Raw genomic sequence first — 13,587 nt, forward strand, 5'->3', positions numbered from 1 at the left:
ACCACCAACACCATCGGCCTGGGCGACACCACCGGCCTCTACCACGGCACCCAGCAGATCAACCAGGGCCAGATGGACCGCTGGAACATCGTCGCCACCTTGAACTATCTGCCGCACGACGAGGAAACCGACATCGTGCTGTCGAAGTGCCCGGACTACGACTCCGCCGAGGGGCGCGAGAGCATCGCCGCCATGGTTTCCCTCGCTGACCTCACGCGCAGCGGCTTCGTGAACGGCGACATCTCCACGGTGATGAGCCCGCGGACGGTGATCACCTGGGCGGAGAACGCCAAGATCTTCGACGATGTCGGCTTTGCCTTCCGGGTCACCTTCCTGAACAAGTGTGACGAGATCGAGCGGCCCGTCGTTGCCGAGTACTACCAGCGCTGTTTCGGCAGCGACCTGCCGGAGTCCGGAGTAAAGGCAACCCTGTCGTAGATGATGTTCGACTGGCGTCGAAGCGGTTCCAGCCCGCTCTCCGTCCCGGCCACCCAACACCAGTATCCTATGGGTGGCCGGGAGGGGGAGCGGGCCGGTGCCGTAGAAGCGAACGAAGTTCGGAATAGCCCATGAGTCAGCCGGAAAATCCGCTCGACCTCTTCCGGCGCACCACCGCGTCGACTGTGCGCGCCATTGCCGAGCGCGACGACGTCAACGTCAACTTCGCGCCGCGCGGCCAGGGGCTGGTAGGCAAGGAAGTGAAGGTGACCCTGCCGGCGCGCAACCTGCCGGCGGAGGATGCCGCCCTGGTGCGCGGGGAGGCCGATGCCGCCGCCCTGCGCCTGCGCCATCACGACGGCAGCCTGCACGCCTCCAGCCGGCCCCGCGCCCAGGAAGCGCGGGAGATCTTCGACGCCGTCGAACAGGCACGCTGCGAGGCGCTGGGCATGCGGCGCATGTGCGGCGTTGCCCAGAACCTCGACGCCGCCCTCACTGAGCAGTACCGCAACCGCGGCCTCAACCGCGCCGCCAGCCGCGAGGACGCGCCGCTCTGCGAGGCGCTGCGCCTGCTGGCCCGCGAAGCCATGACCGGCACGCCGCCGCCGCCGGCCGCGCGGGCGCTGGTCGACCTCTGGCGCCCGGTGCTGGGGCCGGAGGTCATTCAGGACATTGCCGAACTGGCGTCCCGAGCCGACGACCAGGCGACCTTCGCCGAGAAGGTACGCGACATGCTGAGCCACCTGGACATCGACATCGGCCTGGAAGACGAGCTGGAGCAGGACGACGACGAGGACCAGCAGCAGCAGGACGACAGCGAGCAGGACGACAGCGGCACCCAGACCGACGGCGACGAGTCGGCGGAAACGCCGACCACCCTGGACGGCGAGGACAGCGACGGCAACGAGGCGGAAACCAGCGATCCGCAGACCGCCGAGTCCGATGCCGAGATGATGGAGGGCGAGGGCGAGGACGACCCCGGCCGGCCCGGCCAGCTCCCCGAACTCTTCGGCCAGAACGCCCCGGACAGCGAGGCCTACCGCGCCTTCACCCAGGACTTCGACGAGATCATCGAGGCCGACGAGCTTTGCGACCCCGACGAGCTGACCCGTCTGCGCCAGCTTCTCGACCAGCAGCTTGCCCACCTGCAGGGCGTGATCGCACGTCTCGCCAACCGCCTGCAGCGCCGCCTGCTGGCCAAGCAGACCCGTGCCTGGGACTTCAACCTGGAAGAAGGCATTCTCGACACCGCGCGCCTCGCCCGCGTGGTGGTGAACCCCATGCACTCGCTCAGCTACAAGCAGGAGCGGGACACGGATTTCCGCGACACCGTGGTGAGCCTGCTGATCGACAACTCCGGCTCCATGCGGGGGCGGCCCATCACTGTGGCAGCGATGAGCGCCGACATCCTGGCCCGCACCCTGGAACGCTGCGGCGTCAAGGTGGAGATCCTCGGCTCCACGACGCGCATGTGGAAGGGCGGCCAGTCCCGCGAGCGCTGGATCGCCGCCGGCAAGCCGCCGACGCCGGGCCGCCTCAACGACCTGCGCCACATCGTCTACAAGCCCGCCGATGCCCCCTGGCGGCGTGCGCGCAAGAACCTGGGGCTGATGTTGCGCGAAGGCATCCTCAAGGAGAACATCGACGGCGAGGCCCTGCTCTGGGCCCACAACCGTCTGATCGGCCGGCCGGAGCAGCGGCGCATTCTGATGGTGATTTCCGACGGCGCGCCGGTGGACGATTCGACCCTCTCGGTGAACCCGGGCAACTACCTGGAGCGCCACCTGCGCGACGTGATCGGCTACATCGAGAACCGCTCGCCGGTGGAACTGCTCGCCATCGGCATCGGGCACGACGTGACCCGCTACTACCGCCGCGCCGTCACCATCGTCGACGCCGAGCAACTCGGCGGCACGGTGATGGAAAAGCTGGCCGAACTCTTCGACGAAGAGGGCCCCGCCCTGGCCCACCCGGCCCCGCGCCGCCGCCGCGCTGCTGGCCGCTAGGGACGCTCGCCTAACCCTCCCGCTACGCGGGATGACATATCCCCCTCACCCTCCCGCTACGCGGGCCCCTCCCTCTCCCACCAGGGGAGAGGGAAACCGCATGCGCGTAGGCGTGTAGCACTCTTCCCGCAAAACACACCCTCTCCCCTGGTGGGAGAGGGTTGCGCAGGCTTGGTGAGCGCAGCGAACCTAGCCGGAGCTGGGTGAGGGGGGACCGCGGCGGCGGGCAGCGAACTTCCGCTTCGGGCAGGGAACAGGCGGAACCGCCCCCTCACCCTCCCGCTACGCGGGGCCCTCCCTCTCCCCGCTGGGGAGAGGGCTGGTTTGATTCTCCCTCTCCTCCCTGCGGGAAAGGGTCGGGGTGAGGACGATTACCCCAGATGCTTCTTGAAGAAGGTCAGGGTGCGGCTCCAGGCCAGCGCCGCGTCCTCTTCGTCGTAGCGCGCCGAGGAGGGGTTGGCGAAGGCGTGGTTGGCGACGTACCAGTGGTTCTCGAAGGTCTTGCCGGCCTTGGCCATCTCCGCCTCGAAGCCGCCCACCATGGCCTCGTTGATGAAGGCATCCTCGGTGCCGAAGTGGCCGAGTACGGGGCCGGCCAGGCCCTTCAGGTCCTCCGCCGGGCGGTTGACCCGGCCGTAGTAGACCACGGTGGCGTCCACCGGCGCGGCGATGGAGGCGTTGAGCGACCAGCCGCCGCCGAAGCAGAAGCCGACGGTGCCGACCTTGCCGGTGCTGTTGGGGTGCTGCTTCAGCCAGGCGATCCAGGAGGTCAGGCTGTCGGTCGCCTCGTCTGGGTCGGTGGCCTGCATGAGGGCGCGGGCGCCGTCCGGGTCGTCGGCCAGCTGGCCGCCGTAGAGATCGACCGCCAGCGCGACGAAGCCTTCCTTGGCGTACTCCGCCGCCACCGTCTTGATCTGGTCGTTCAGGCCCCACCACTCGTGGATCACCACGATGGTCGGCGCCGGCGTGGTCTCCGGCAGCGCCAGGGAGGCGGTGACCTCGCGGCCGCCCGCGGTGGTAATGGAGACCTCCTCCAGGCCCATGGCCGCGGCCCGCGCCAGCTGGGGGTTGGCCAGGATGGTTGCCAGCGGAATGCCCGCCAGAGAGGTCAGCACGTTACGGCGCGCAACGGATGGCATGTCTGTTCTCCCTCGATCGATCATGAAATCGCCCAGATCCGGACTTAGCCCGTTACGGCAGTAGAGCTTGATCTGGCCGCGGTTACCCGAAAAGCGATATAGAGCGCACGGACTATAGATCGAGAGCCAGCGCCGGGGGAGCGGCCCTCGCGGCTTTTTGATGACCCGGGAGCCGGATGATCCGGAGGTCAGAGGGCTCGGATGGTTGCCACCCGGCGCCGCGCAGCAGACGAGGAAACGACAGCACGTGAGACATCTGCGTTCCGGCCCCGCGCCCCTGCTGATCGCCCTCGCCCTGATCGCACCCGTCTTGAGCGCGCTCTTCGTCGCCGTCCTGGCGCCGCCGTTGATGCGCCCGGCGGAGGGTGCGGTCGGCAGCCTGGGCCTCAGCGTCCGCGCCCTGACGCTGAACCCGGAAGACAAGGCCCAGCAGAGGGTCGGCGCGCTGATCTGGCGCGGCGGCCTTGTGGTGACCGCCGACGACCGGGACTTCGGCGGGTTGTCGGACCTGGCGATCGACCCCGCGGGCCGGGAGGTCCTCGCCGTCAGCGACAGCGGGCGCTGGCTCAGCGCGACGCTCGGCTACGACGGCGCCGGGCGGCTCGCCAGCATCACCGCGAATCGCTTCGGGCATCTGCGGGGCATCGACGGCGCCCCCTTGCAGGGCAAACGGCGCCAGGATGCCGAAGCCCTGACGCGCCTGCTGGACGGCGGCGGCCTGGTGGTTGGCTACGAGCGCGACCACCGCATCAGGCTGTTTCCGGCCAGCAACGATCTCGCCGCCCGTCCCCAGGCCCTCGCGGCGCCACCGCGGCTTTCCGCTGCGGCGCTGAATTCCGGCGTCGAGGCCCTGGTGGCCCTGGCCGACGGGCGGCTGCTGGCCTTCACCGAGAGCCAGGCGGCGACCGCCGCCAACGGCGCGGACAACTACGCCGTCTATCTCTGGGAAGACGGCAAGGGCTGGGCCGACCTGGCGCTGAAGCCGGCGGGGCTGTTCCGGCCCACCGGCGCCGCCCTGCTGCCCGATGGCGACGTCCTGCTGCTGGAGCGGCGCTTCACCCTGCTGGGCGGCGTCGGTATCCGCCTGCGCCAGATACCGGCGGCGGCGATTACGCCCGGCGCGGTACTGACCGGCGCGGAGATCGCCGAGCTGCGCCTGCCGCTCACAGTCGACAACTTCGAGGGCATCGCCGTCCACCAGACAGCCGGGGGCGCCACCCGCCTCACCCTCCTCTCCGACGACAACTTCAACGCCCTGCAACGCACCCTCATCGTGCAGTTCGATTTGGTGGCAGGCGGCTGAAGTTGCAGCCCATAAACAAGTCAACGCCTATGAGATTTGGTCGGCAAGCTCAGACATGGCCGCCCTGATGGATGACCAATTAGTTGTCACGTTGAAGCTCTCAGCGATGCACTCAAAAGTGCTGTCATGAAACGCAAATATGAAGTGGCTCAAGGACGAAAACATCTTCGGCGAGTGTCGCGGATGAACGGAGTTCATCTGCTCAAGCGCGCGGAGCCAGGAGGAGTTTTCGATCCTGAAGACACCGTAAGGGCGCAAGCCGCGATCTGATAACGGATGCCCATGAAAGGTTTCATCATTTGGGGGACCAAAGAAGTGGGCCCAGCAGGAATTGAAGGAAAACACCGCCAACGGCTGATCGCCACTATCCAGGCTGCGGGCGTGGGCGCTGGAGCCGTCCCAGTCCGTATCCGAGCTATCAACAACGTACGCCAAGAAGGTCTTGTGCTCGGTTGCGAGAACCACCGGAAGCGGCGCGCCAGTACAGCTCAACGGTAGGCCCGACATCGCGACAACCGAGTCTTTTTCGTCAACGCTATACAAACCATCGACCTCCTGCCGCTCTCACAAAACACAAAAGGCCCGCTGGAGCGGGCCTTTTCTGGAAGCTGTGAGCCGATCGGCCGCTACGCCGCCTGCCTTTAGGCCGCCTTTTTCTCCAGGGCCTTCTTGATCTGGCGCTTCAGATCTCGGGCGCGCTTGCCGAGCTTTTCCGAGCTGGTCGAAAGCAGGTAGGCGTCGATACCGCCGCGCTTCTCGATGGTGCGGATGGCGCGGGTGGAGAGGCGCAGCTGCACGGTTGTGCCCAGAGCGTCGCTCAACAGGCTGGTCTCCTGCAGGTTCGGCAGGAAGCGCCGGCGCGTCTTGTTGTTGGCGTGGCTCACGTTGTTGCCGGCCTGAACGCCCTTGCCGGTGAAGTCGCAACGTCGTGCCATGATGGTCATCCCAAGGCTGTCAGAAAAAGGTTACCGGGCGGCAGGCCGCCCGGTGCGCCGCAGGTTCTAAGGCAGCACCGCCGGGCAGTCAAGCCGAAAGCCGGGGATTCTCCCACCCGCCGGAGACCCGGTTCCCCCTCACCCTCCCGCTTCGCGGGCCCCTCCCTCTCCCCAGAGGGGCGAGGGGTTTTGCTGTGCTCCATCACACTCCCTCTCCCCCGCGGGGAGAGGGCCGGGGTGCGGGGCCAAGTATCCTAGGATTTTCCGCCTATTTCCCCAGAAACAGGCGGATCAGGCGCCGGGCGGCGGCGGTCGGCGGGGTCTGGCCGGCGCGGACCTCGGCCTCCAGGCCGGCCAGCGCGGCGGAGACCTCCGGATGCTCGCGGAACTCCCGCAGCAGGCCCTCGCGTACTTCGCTCCACATCCAGGCGCCGGCCTGGGCCGAGCGCTTGGCGGCGCGGGCGCCGTTGGCCTCCATGACTGCCCGGTGCTTCTGCACGGTCTCCCAGACTTCGGCAATCCCGGTCCCCGTGAGGGCCGAGCAGCGCAGCACCGGCGGGCGCCAGTTGGGATTGGGCGCGCGCAGGAGGCCAAGGGCCGCGTGGTATTCCGCCGCCGCCCGCTCCGCCGCCGCGGCCAGGTCGCCGTCGGCCTTGTTCACCACCACCACGTCGGCCAGCTCGACGATGCCCTTCTTGATGCCCTGCAGCTCGTCGCCGCCGCCGGGCAGCAGCAGCAGCAGGAAGATGTCCACCATCTCCGCCACCGCGGTTTCCGACTGGCCGACCCCCACGGTCTCGACGATCACCACGTCGAAGCCCGCGGCCTCGCAGATCAGCATCGCCTCGCGGGTGCGCCGGGCGACGCCACCCAGGGTGCCGCCGGTGGGTGAGGGGCGGATGAAGGCCGCCGGACGGCGGGAGAGCTCCTCCATGCGGGTCTTGTCGCCCAGGATCGAGCCGCCGCTGACCCGCGAGGAGGGATCGACCGCCAGCACTGCCACCTTGTGGCCGGATCCTACGAGATCGAGGCCGAGGCGCTCGATGAAGGTCGACTTGCCGACGCCCGGCACGCCGGAGATGCCGACCCGCACCGAGTTGCCGCTATGGGGCAGCAGGGCCTCCAGCAGCGCCTCCGCCTCCCCCAGGTGATCGATCTTTGTGGACTCGATCAGGGTGATGGCACGGGCCAGCGCCCGGCGGTCGCCGGCGCGCACCTGCCCGGCCAGATCGGCGGCTTTCACGAAAGAGGCATCCGTCATGCCCCGCTTATGGGCCGTCCGGGGGCGGGAAGGCAAGCTTCTTGCCCGCAGACGCGGCGCTTCGGCACAGTCGTTGATCGATCACGCCACGAAGGGAGTAGACACTTCTTATCGTCATGCTCGGGCTTGTCCCGAGCATCATTTCTCGGGCAGACCCGGAAAGCGGCGCCATGGACCCTCGGAACAAGTCCGAGGGTGACAAGCGGAGGCGTTGCATGGACTTGGCCTAAGGCGCCCCGCGCTCCGCGGCGCCGGGCCCGAGCGGCTGGCCGTAGCTGAACTCGACGAAGTTGCCGTCCGGGTCCTTCAGGCCGCAGTAGTAGCCGACGGGATAGGGCTCCTGACGCGGCGCCCAGGCAAGGCAGCCGGCGGCCTCGGCCCTCTGGGCGATGGCGTCCACCGCCGCTTTGCTTTCGAGGGCGAAGCCGAAGTGGCTGAAGTCCCCCTCCGCCTGGTCGCGCCCGGGCCCGCCGGGCAGCAGCACGATAATGAAGTCGCTCTCGCGCCCCGGCTCCGCCAGCCAGACCAGGCGCACCCCACTATCGTCGCGCTCGTGCACCGTCTTCATGCCGCAGTAATCGCGGTAGAAGGCAATGCAGGCCTCCAGATCGCGCACATGCAGCGCCAGATGGGTGAAGGCGGGAGTCATGGGCGAAGGCTAGCGCGGCGCAGCTCATCCGTCACGTCAGGGCTTGACCCTTATTGGCTTCCTTGGGGCCATCCATACGATCAGCCCGGCATGCTTCGAGACGCCCCCTTTTCGGGCGCTCCTCAGCATGAGGAAGAAAGCGGCCTCACCCTGAGGAGCCGCGCCAGCGGCGTCTCGAAGGGTGGATGCTCGGAACGGGCCAGAGCATGGCAACCAAGGACAGCCCTGACATCGCACAAAGGGGGGCCGCCGCCCGCCCTGGACAAAGCGCTTGAGCTAAGGTACACTGGTACATAAATAACACTTCGAGACTGCGACCATGATCGAACGCGTCCAGACCGGCGTGCGGCTGGAGAAGCGCCTGCTGAAGGTCCTGAAGGGCCTGGCGGAGCTGAAGGACATGAGCCTGGGCGACCTCCTGGAAGGGATGGTCCTCCATGCCTTCGAGGGCAAGGTGCCTTTCGATGCCGACACCCTCAAGGCCGTCGAGGACCTGAAGCGGGTCTACGGCCTGGATCTCACCGCCGCTGACAGCCACAGGCTGAAGGAAGACCCCCAGTGAAGGACTCCCGTGAAGGACCCCATCCCATGACCGATGAAGACTTTCTGAGCCGCCTGGCGGACTGCAGCCTGCCGATCGAGACCTTCGACCACCGCGGCCACGTGCGCGCCGCCTATCTGGTGCTGTGCGATGCCGAGTGCTTCGGGGAAGCACTGGCCAGAATGCGCCGGCTGATCACCGCCTACGCCGCCAGCATCGGCAAGGCCGGGCTCTACCACGAGACCATCACCGTCGCCTTCATGGCGCTGATCAATCAGCGCCGCAGGGAGAGCGGCGGTGCCCTCTCCTGGGCCGCCTTCGCCGACGCCAACCCGGACCTCTTTGACAAGGACATCCTGACCGGCCGCTACGACACCTCCGTCCTGAAAAGCGACCTCGCCCGACAGGTCTTCGTGCTGCCGGGATAAGGAAGCGAACTCCCCCCTCACCCTCCCACTGCGTGAGCCCCTCCCTCTCCCAAAGGGGGCGAGGGTCTTGGAGCGCCCCATCAAAGCCCTCTCCCCTGGCGGGAGAGGGTTGTGCAGGCTTGGTGAGCCTGAAAGGCGAGCCTAGCCGGAGCTGGGTGAGGGGGGCTCTGCTCGATCCACAGCCGTCTTGCCGATCATGGCCTGCTGGTATCTGCGGTTGGGTATCCTTATGTAAAAACCAACTCCAGAGAGAGCGGCAATCCAGAGGATGAACCCTTGGGCAAACATCGTGCGACGAGAAGAGGCTGGCTGCTAGCAGTTGGAGCCGCTACCAGCTTGGGCCTTTTGGCAATCCAAAGCGCAGTCGCACAAGAACATCAAGCAGCCGACGCCCCGGCAGTCGCGGACGAGCGCATTCCGCCGAGCGAAGTGACCCTGGAGAACCGCGACGCTTTCCAGGAACAAGTACATCATGACCTGCCGGTCGGGACACCCAAGAAAGACGTCGAGACCTACCTGACAGACCTGGACATCGCGCACCACTTTTTCGATGGCCACTACGGAGGGCTCGGAAACTCGTTTCACGCAGTGCTGGAGGATCTCGGGATGTACCACGGCTTCAAACCGAGGTTGAGTGTGTGGATATACCTCGACGACAAGGACCTTGTTCGTGAGGTTAGGTTCCACACCAAGTACTTTTGACAGCCGAAGGATACCCGCAACACAGCCCCAGGCGAAGCCCCCCTCACCCTCCCGCTGACGCGGGCCCCTCCCTCTCCCACCAGGGGAGAGGGGATGGTACCGAACTCCCCTGTGCGCCCTCTCCCCAGCGGCGAGAGGGCCTGCCTGCGCGGAGCCGAAGCGGCTTCGCTTCGGCGAAGGCAGGTCGGGGTGAGGGGGCTTTGGTTACTCCGCCGCCGTCTCGGCCTGCTTGTCGCCGTCCTCGTCCTCGGAGCGCGCGGCCTGCTGGCGGGCCCACATCTGGGCGTAGACGCCGTGTTGCGTCAGAAGCACCTCGTGCTTGCCGCGCTCGACGATGCGGCCCTGTTCGAGCACCAGGATCTCGTCGGCCTCCACCACGGTGGAGAGGCGGTGGGCGATCACCAATGTGGTCCGGTCGCGGGAGACCTCCTTCAGGCTCGCCTGGATCTCCCGCTCGGTCTTGGTGTCCAGCGCCGAGGTGGCCTCGTCGAAGAGTAGGATCTGCGGGCCCTTGAGGATGGTGCGCGCGATGGCGACGCGCTGCTTCTCGCCGCCGGAGAGCTTCAGGCCGCGCTCGCCGACCGTGGTGGCGTAACCGTCCGGCAGGCCTTCGACGAAGTCACGGATCTGCGCCAGCTTCGCCGCCTCAACCATCTCCGCCTCGCTCGCCTCCGGCCGTCCGTAGGCGACGTTGTAGCCGACGGTGTCGTTGAACAGCACGGTGTCCTGGGGGACGATGCCGATGGCCGCGCGCAGGCTGTCCTGCGTCACCTCGCGCAGGTCCTGACCGTCGATCTTCACCGCGCCTTCCAGCACGTCGTAGAAGCGGAAGAGAATGCGCGAGATGGTGGACTTGCCGGCGCCCGAGGGCCCGACGATGGCCACGGTGTCGCCGGCCTTCACGGTGAAGCTGACGTCCTTCAGGATCGGCCGGCGCGGATCGTAGCCAAAGCTCACATGATCGAAGACCACTTCGCCGCCCTGAAGCGCGAGCGCCGGCGCGCCCGGCTTGTCGGTCACCTCGGCGTCGGACTTCAGCAGCTTGAACATGGTCTCCAGGTCGATCAGCGACTGCTTGATCTCGCGGTAGACCGTGCCCAGAAAGTTGAGCGGCATGGCGAGCTGCAGCAGGTAGGCGTTCACCATGACGAAGTCGCCGACGGTCATGGTCCCGGCGACGACACCCTGGGCCGCCAGGATCATCAGCAGGGTGATGCCGATGGCGATGATGATCGACTGGCCGACGTTCAGCAGCGAAAGCGAGGTGCGGCTCTTGATGGAGGCCTTCTCGTAGCCCGCCAGCGCCACGTCGTAGCGCGATGCCTCGTGCCCTTCGTTGCCGAAGTACTTCACCGTCTCGTAATTCAGCAGGCTGTCGATGGACTTGGTGTTGGCGTCGTTGTCCGCATCGTTCATACGCTTGCGGATTTCGATGCGCCACTCGGTCACCTTGAAGGTGAAGACCACGAAGCCAGCGATGGTGACCAGCGGGATGACGGCGAAGCGCCAGTCGAAGAGCGCCCAGAGGATGCCGCAGGCCAGCGCGATCTCGATCAGCGTCGGGATCACCGAGAAGGCGGTGAAGAACAGCAGGAATTCGATGCCCTTGGTGCCGCGGTCGATGGCGCGGCTGAGGCCGCCGGTCTGGCGCTCCAGGTGAAAGCGCAGGGAGAGGGCATGGATATGGCGGAAGGTGGCCAGCGCCACCCGCCGGACCGCGTTCTGCGCCACGCGCGCGAAGAGGGCATCGCGCAGTTCGCCGAAGGCCAGCGCCGCCACCCGCACGGAGCCGTAGGCGAGCAGGAGGCCGAGCGGCAGCACCAGGATCAGGTTGCTGCCGTCGTCGGCCGTCAGGGCATCGACGGCCTCGCGCAGAACCAGCGGCACGGTCACCGTGGCGATCTTGGCGCAGACCAGCAGCACCAGCGCCGCGATGACGCGGGTCTTCAGATCCGCCCGCCCCTCCGGCCAGAGGTAGGGCAGAAGGTTGGTCAGCACCTTCAGTTGGCCGAGGGTTGCCTTCTGCCCCGGCTCTATGGTTGTGGCACGCATTGTCTCTCCTGCGCTCCAGGATATAGAGCGCGGGACCGATTGCCCAAACTTTCTGTGGTCCCTGCGGCTCCACCCCCACCCCATCCCTCCCCCATCAAGGGGGAGGGGGATCAAAGGGCGCCTCGCCGCTGCTTTTTACCCCTCTCCCCTGGTGGGAGAGGGTTGCGCAGGCTTGGTAAGCCGAGAGGCGAGCCTAGCCGGAGCTGGGTGAGGGGGAATGTGATCGCGGAGGTCATGCTCGCTCCCGGGTGCAGAACCAACGCCCCCTCACCCTCCCGCTTCGCGGGGCACTCCCTCTCCCACGGAGGGGAGAGGGTCTTAGAAGCGCACCTGTTACCTACTCCCTCTCCCCTTGCGGGAGAGGGTCGGGGTGAGTGGCTTTGGTGTTCCGGCTAAGCAGCCGCCGTGCGGCGCTGTTTCACGATGCCGAGGATTTCGCTGGCGGCGTGGGGGATGTTGCTGCCCGGGCCGTAGATGGCAGAGACGCCGGACTTCATCAGGAAGTCGTAGTCCTGGGGCGGGATGACGCCGCCGCAGACCACGATGATGTCGTCGGCGCCCTGGGTCTTCAGGGCATCGATGAGCTGCGGCACCAGGGTCTTGTGGCCGGCCGCCTGGCTGGAGATGCCGACGATATGGACGTCGTTCTCGATGGCCTGGCGGGCGCCCTCCTCCGGCGTCTGAAAGAGCGGACCGACGTCGACGTCGAAGCCGATGTCGGCAAAGGCGGTGGCGATCACCTTGGCACCGCGGTCGTGGCCGTCCTGGCCCAGTTTCACCACCAGCATGCGCGGGCGCCGCCCCTCCTCCGCCTCGAAGGCCTTCACCTCGGCCTGTATCCGTTGGAAGCCCTCGTCGCCCTCGTAGGCCGAGCCGTAGACACCGGTGACCGAGCGGATGACCGCGCGGTGGCGCGTATAGACCTTCTCCAGGGCGTCGGAGATCTCGCCCACCGTGGCGCGGGCGCGGGTCGCCTGGACAGCAAGATCCAGCAGGTTGCCGCTGCCGTCCTTCGCCGCCGCGGTCAGCGCATCCAGCGCCGCGCTGCAGGCCGCGGTGTCGCGGCGGCCGCGGATCGTCTCCAGGCGCTGCACCTGCTGCTCTCGTACAGCCGTGTTGTCGATGTCGAGGATCTCGACCGGTTCTTCCTCTTCGGAGACGTACTTGTTGACGCCGACGATGACCTCCTCGCCGCGGTCGATGCGCGCCTGGCGTCGCGCCGCCGCCTCCTCGATGCGCAGCTTCGGCATGCCGGACTCGACGGCCTTGGTCATGCCGCCCAGGTCCTCCACCTCGGCGATCAGCTTGCGCGCCTCGGCAACCAGGGAGGCCGTGAGGCTCTCCACGTAGTAGCTGCCGGCAAGCGGATCGGCCACCTTGGTGATGCCGGTCTCCTCCTGCAGGATCAGCTGGGTGTTGCGGGCGATGCGCGCCGAGAAGGGCGTCGGCAGCGCCACCGCCTCGTCCAGCGCGTTGGTGTGCAGCGACTGGGTGCCGCCCAGCGCCGCCGCCAGCGCCTCCACCGCCGTGCGCACCACGTTGTTGTAGGGCGACTGTTCGGTGAGCGAAACACCAGACGTTTGACAATGCGTGCGCAGCATCAGGGAGCGCGGGTCCTTGGGCTGGAAATGCGTCTGCATGAGGTCGGCCCAGAGGAAGCGCGCGGCGCGCAGCTTGGCGATCTCCATGAAGAAGTTCATGCCGATGGCGAAAAAGAACGACAGCCGCGGCGCGAAGGCGTCGACATCCAGGCCCTTGGACAACGCCGCGCGCACGTACTCGACGCCGTCGGCCAGCGTGAAGGCCAGCTCCTGCACGCAGGTCGCCCCCGCCTCCTGCATGTGATAGCCGGAGATGGAGATGGAGTTGAAGCGCGGCATGTTCTGGGAGGTGTAGCCGATGATGTCGGCGATGATCCGCATGGAGGGTTCCGGCGGATAGATATAGGTGTTGCGGACCATGAACTCCTTCAGGATGTCGTTCTGGATGGTGCCGGAAAGCTTCTCCGGCCCGACACCCTGTTCCTCGGCGGCAACGATGTAGCCGGCCAGCACCGGCAGCACCGCCCCGTTCATGGTCATGGAGACCGACATCTCGTCCAGCGGGATGCCGTCGAAGAGGATCTTCATGTCC

General features: G+C 67.1%; 12 protein-coding genes and 1 pseudogene. 6 read left to right on the plus strand and 7 right to left on the minus strand.

Annotated elements, in window-relative coordinates; genetic code table 11:
* Window positions 1-438, plus strand: a pseudogene (locus Q0982_RS19840) (cobaltochelatase subunit CobS); the annotation flags it as partial.
* A 131-nt stretch (window positions 439-569) separates the two neighbouring features.
* Window positions 570-2,444 carry a cobaltochelatase subunit CobT gene (gene cobT / locus Q0982_RS19845; protein ID WP_299398856.1) on the plus strand — a complete coding sequence of 625 codons (1,875 nt, stop codon included), beginning with the start codon at window positions 570-572 and terminating at the stop codon, window positions 2,442-2,444.
* Window positions 2,445-2,815: 371 nt separating this feature from the next.
* On the opposite strand, the gene Q0982_RS19850 is transcribed toward cobT, so the two are convergent.
* The gene (locus tag Q0982_RS19850) at window positions 2,816-3,583 is read right to left on the minus strand and encodes a dienelactone hydrolase family protein (protein WP_299398858.1); all 768 of its coding nucleotides are present in this window, start codon (window positions 3,581-3,583) and stop codon (window positions 2,816-2,818) included.
* Window positions 3,584-3,830: 247 nt separating this feature from the next.
* Between Q0982_RS19850 and Q0982_RS19855 the strand changes: the two genes are divergently transcribed.
* The gene (locus Q0982_RS19855) at window positions 3,831-4,886 is read left to right on the plus strand and encodes an esterase-like activity of phytase family protein (protein WP_299398861.1); all 1,056 of its coding nucleotides are present in this window, start codon (window positions 3,831-3,833) and stop codon (window positions 4,884-4,886) included.
* A gap of 27 nt (window positions 4,887-4,913) precedes the next feature.
* Here the strand turns inward: Q0982_RS19855 and Q0982_RS19860 are convergent, their stop codons facing one another.
* From Q0982_RS19860 to Q0982_RS19875, 4 genes are all read right to left on the minus strand, one after another.
* The gene (locus Q0982_RS19860) at window positions 4,914-5,429 is read right to left on the minus strand and encodes a hypothetical protein (RefSeq protein WP_299398863.1); all 516 of its coding nucleotides are present in this window, start codon (window positions 5,427-5,429) and stop codon (window positions 4,914-4,916) included.
* A 98-nt stretch (window positions 5,430-5,527) separates the two neighbouring features.
* Window positions 5,528-5,821 (minus strand): 50S ribosomal protein L28, encoded by a 294-nt coding sequence (gene rpmB / locus Q0982_RS19865; RefSeq protein ID WP_299398866.1) that lies wholly within the window; start codon window positions 5,819-5,821, stop codon window positions 5,528-5,530.
* A 268-nt stretch (window positions 5,822-6,089) separates the two neighbouring features.
* Entirely contained in the window at window positions 6,090-7,082 is a 993-nt protein-coding gene (meaB, locus tag Q0982_RS19870; RefSeq protein ID WP_299398868.1) for a methylmalonyl Co-A mutase-associated GTPase MeaB, read from the minus strand.
* 226 nt (window positions 7,083-7,308) lie between these two features.
* Window positions 7,309-7,731 carry a VOC family protein gene (locus Q0982_RS19875; RefSeq protein ID WP_299398871.1) on the minus strand — a complete coding sequence of 141 codons (423 nt, stop codon included), beginning with the start codon at window positions 7,729-7,731 and terminating at the stop codon, window positions 7,309-7,311.
* A gap of 319 nt (window positions 7,732-8,050) precedes the next feature.
* Between Q0982_RS19875 and Q0982_RS19880 the strand changes: the two genes are divergently transcribed.
* The 3 genes from Q0982_RS19880 to Q0982_RS19890 all read left to right on the plus strand — a co-directional run bounded on the left by Q0982_RS19880 (window position 8,051) and on the right by Q0982_RS19890 (window position 9,402).
* The gene (locus Q0982_RS19880; protein ID WP_299398873.1) at window positions 8,051-8,293 is read left to right on the plus strand and encodes a hypothetical protein; all 243 of its coding nucleotides are present in this window, start codon (window positions 8,051-8,053) and stop codon (window positions 8,291-8,293) included.
* A 26-nt stretch (window positions 8,294-8,319) separates the two neighbouring features.
* Window positions 8,320-8,700 (plus strand): hypothetical protein, encoded by a 381-nt coding sequence (locus Q0982_RS19885; protein ID WP_299398875.1) that lies wholly within the window; start codon window positions 8,320-8,322, stop codon window positions 8,698-8,700.
* Window positions 8,701-8,976: 276 nt separating this feature from the next.
* Window positions 8,977-9,402, plus strand: coding sequence for a hypothetical protein (locus Q0982_RS19890; RefSeq protein ID WP_299398877.1), 426 nt, complete (start codon window positions 8,977-8,979; stop codon window positions 9,400-9,402).
* 204 nt (window positions 9,403-9,606) lie between these two features.
* Here Q0982_RS19890 and Q0982_RS19895 read toward each other — a convergent pair whose 3' ends face one another.
* Together Q0982_RS19895 and scpA are read right to left on the minus strand one after the other, a co-directional pair.
* Complete coding sequence (locus tag Q0982_RS19895; RefSeq protein ID WP_299398878.1) at window positions 9,607-11,454, minus strand: ABC transporter ATP-binding protein/permease; 1,848 nt, start codon at window positions 11,452-11,454, stop codon at window positions 9,607-9,609.
* A 392-nt stretch (window positions 11,455-11,846) separates the two neighbouring features.
* On the minus strand, window positions 11,847-13,587 hold a 1,741-nt coding region (gene scpA / locus Q0982_RS19900; protein ID WP_299398880.1), incomplete at its 5' end, for a methylmalonyl-CoA mutase.

Origin of the sequence: Pelagibius sp. (assembly GCF_028281305.1) — a bacterium.
In the GTDB taxonomy this organism is placed as follows: Bacteria; Pseudomonadota; Alphaproteobacteria; order Kiloniellales; family Kiloniellaceae; genus Pelagibius.

Bases quoted from the DNA above. Each gene is read 5' to 3' on its own strand.
- cobT (WP_299398856.1), top strand. From the start codon at position 570: ATGAGTCAGCCGGAAAATCCGCTCGACCTCTTCCGGCGCACCACCGCG.
- Q0982_RS19850 (WP_299398858.1), bottom strand. From the start codon at position 3,583: ATGCCATCCGTTGCGCGCCGTAACGTGCTGACCTCTCTGGCGGGCATT.
- rpmB (WP_299398866.1), bottom strand. From the start codon at position 5,821: ATGGCACGACGTTGCGACTTCACCGGCAAGGGCGTTCAGGCCGGCAAC.
- meaB (WP_299398868.1), bottom strand. From the start codon at position 7,082: ATGACGGATGCCTCTTTCGTGAAAGCCGCCGATCTGGCCGGGCAGGTG.
- Q0982_RS19875 (WP_299398871.1), bottom strand. From the start codon at position 7,731: ATGACTCCCGCCTTCACCCATCTGGCGCTGCATGTGCGCGATCTGGAG.
- Q0982_RS19880 (WP_299398873.1), top strand. From the start codon at position 8,051: ATGATCGAACGCGTCCAGACCGGCGTGCGGCTGGAGAAGCGCCTGCTG.
- Q0982_RS19885 (WP_299398875.1), top strand. From the start codon at position 8,320: ATGACCGATGAAGACTTTCTGAGCCGCCTGGCGGACTGCAGCCTGCCG.
- Q0982_RS19895 (WP_299398878.1), bottom strand. From the start codon at position 11,454: ATGCGTGCCACAACCATAGAGCCGGGGCAGAAGGCAACCCTCGGCCAA.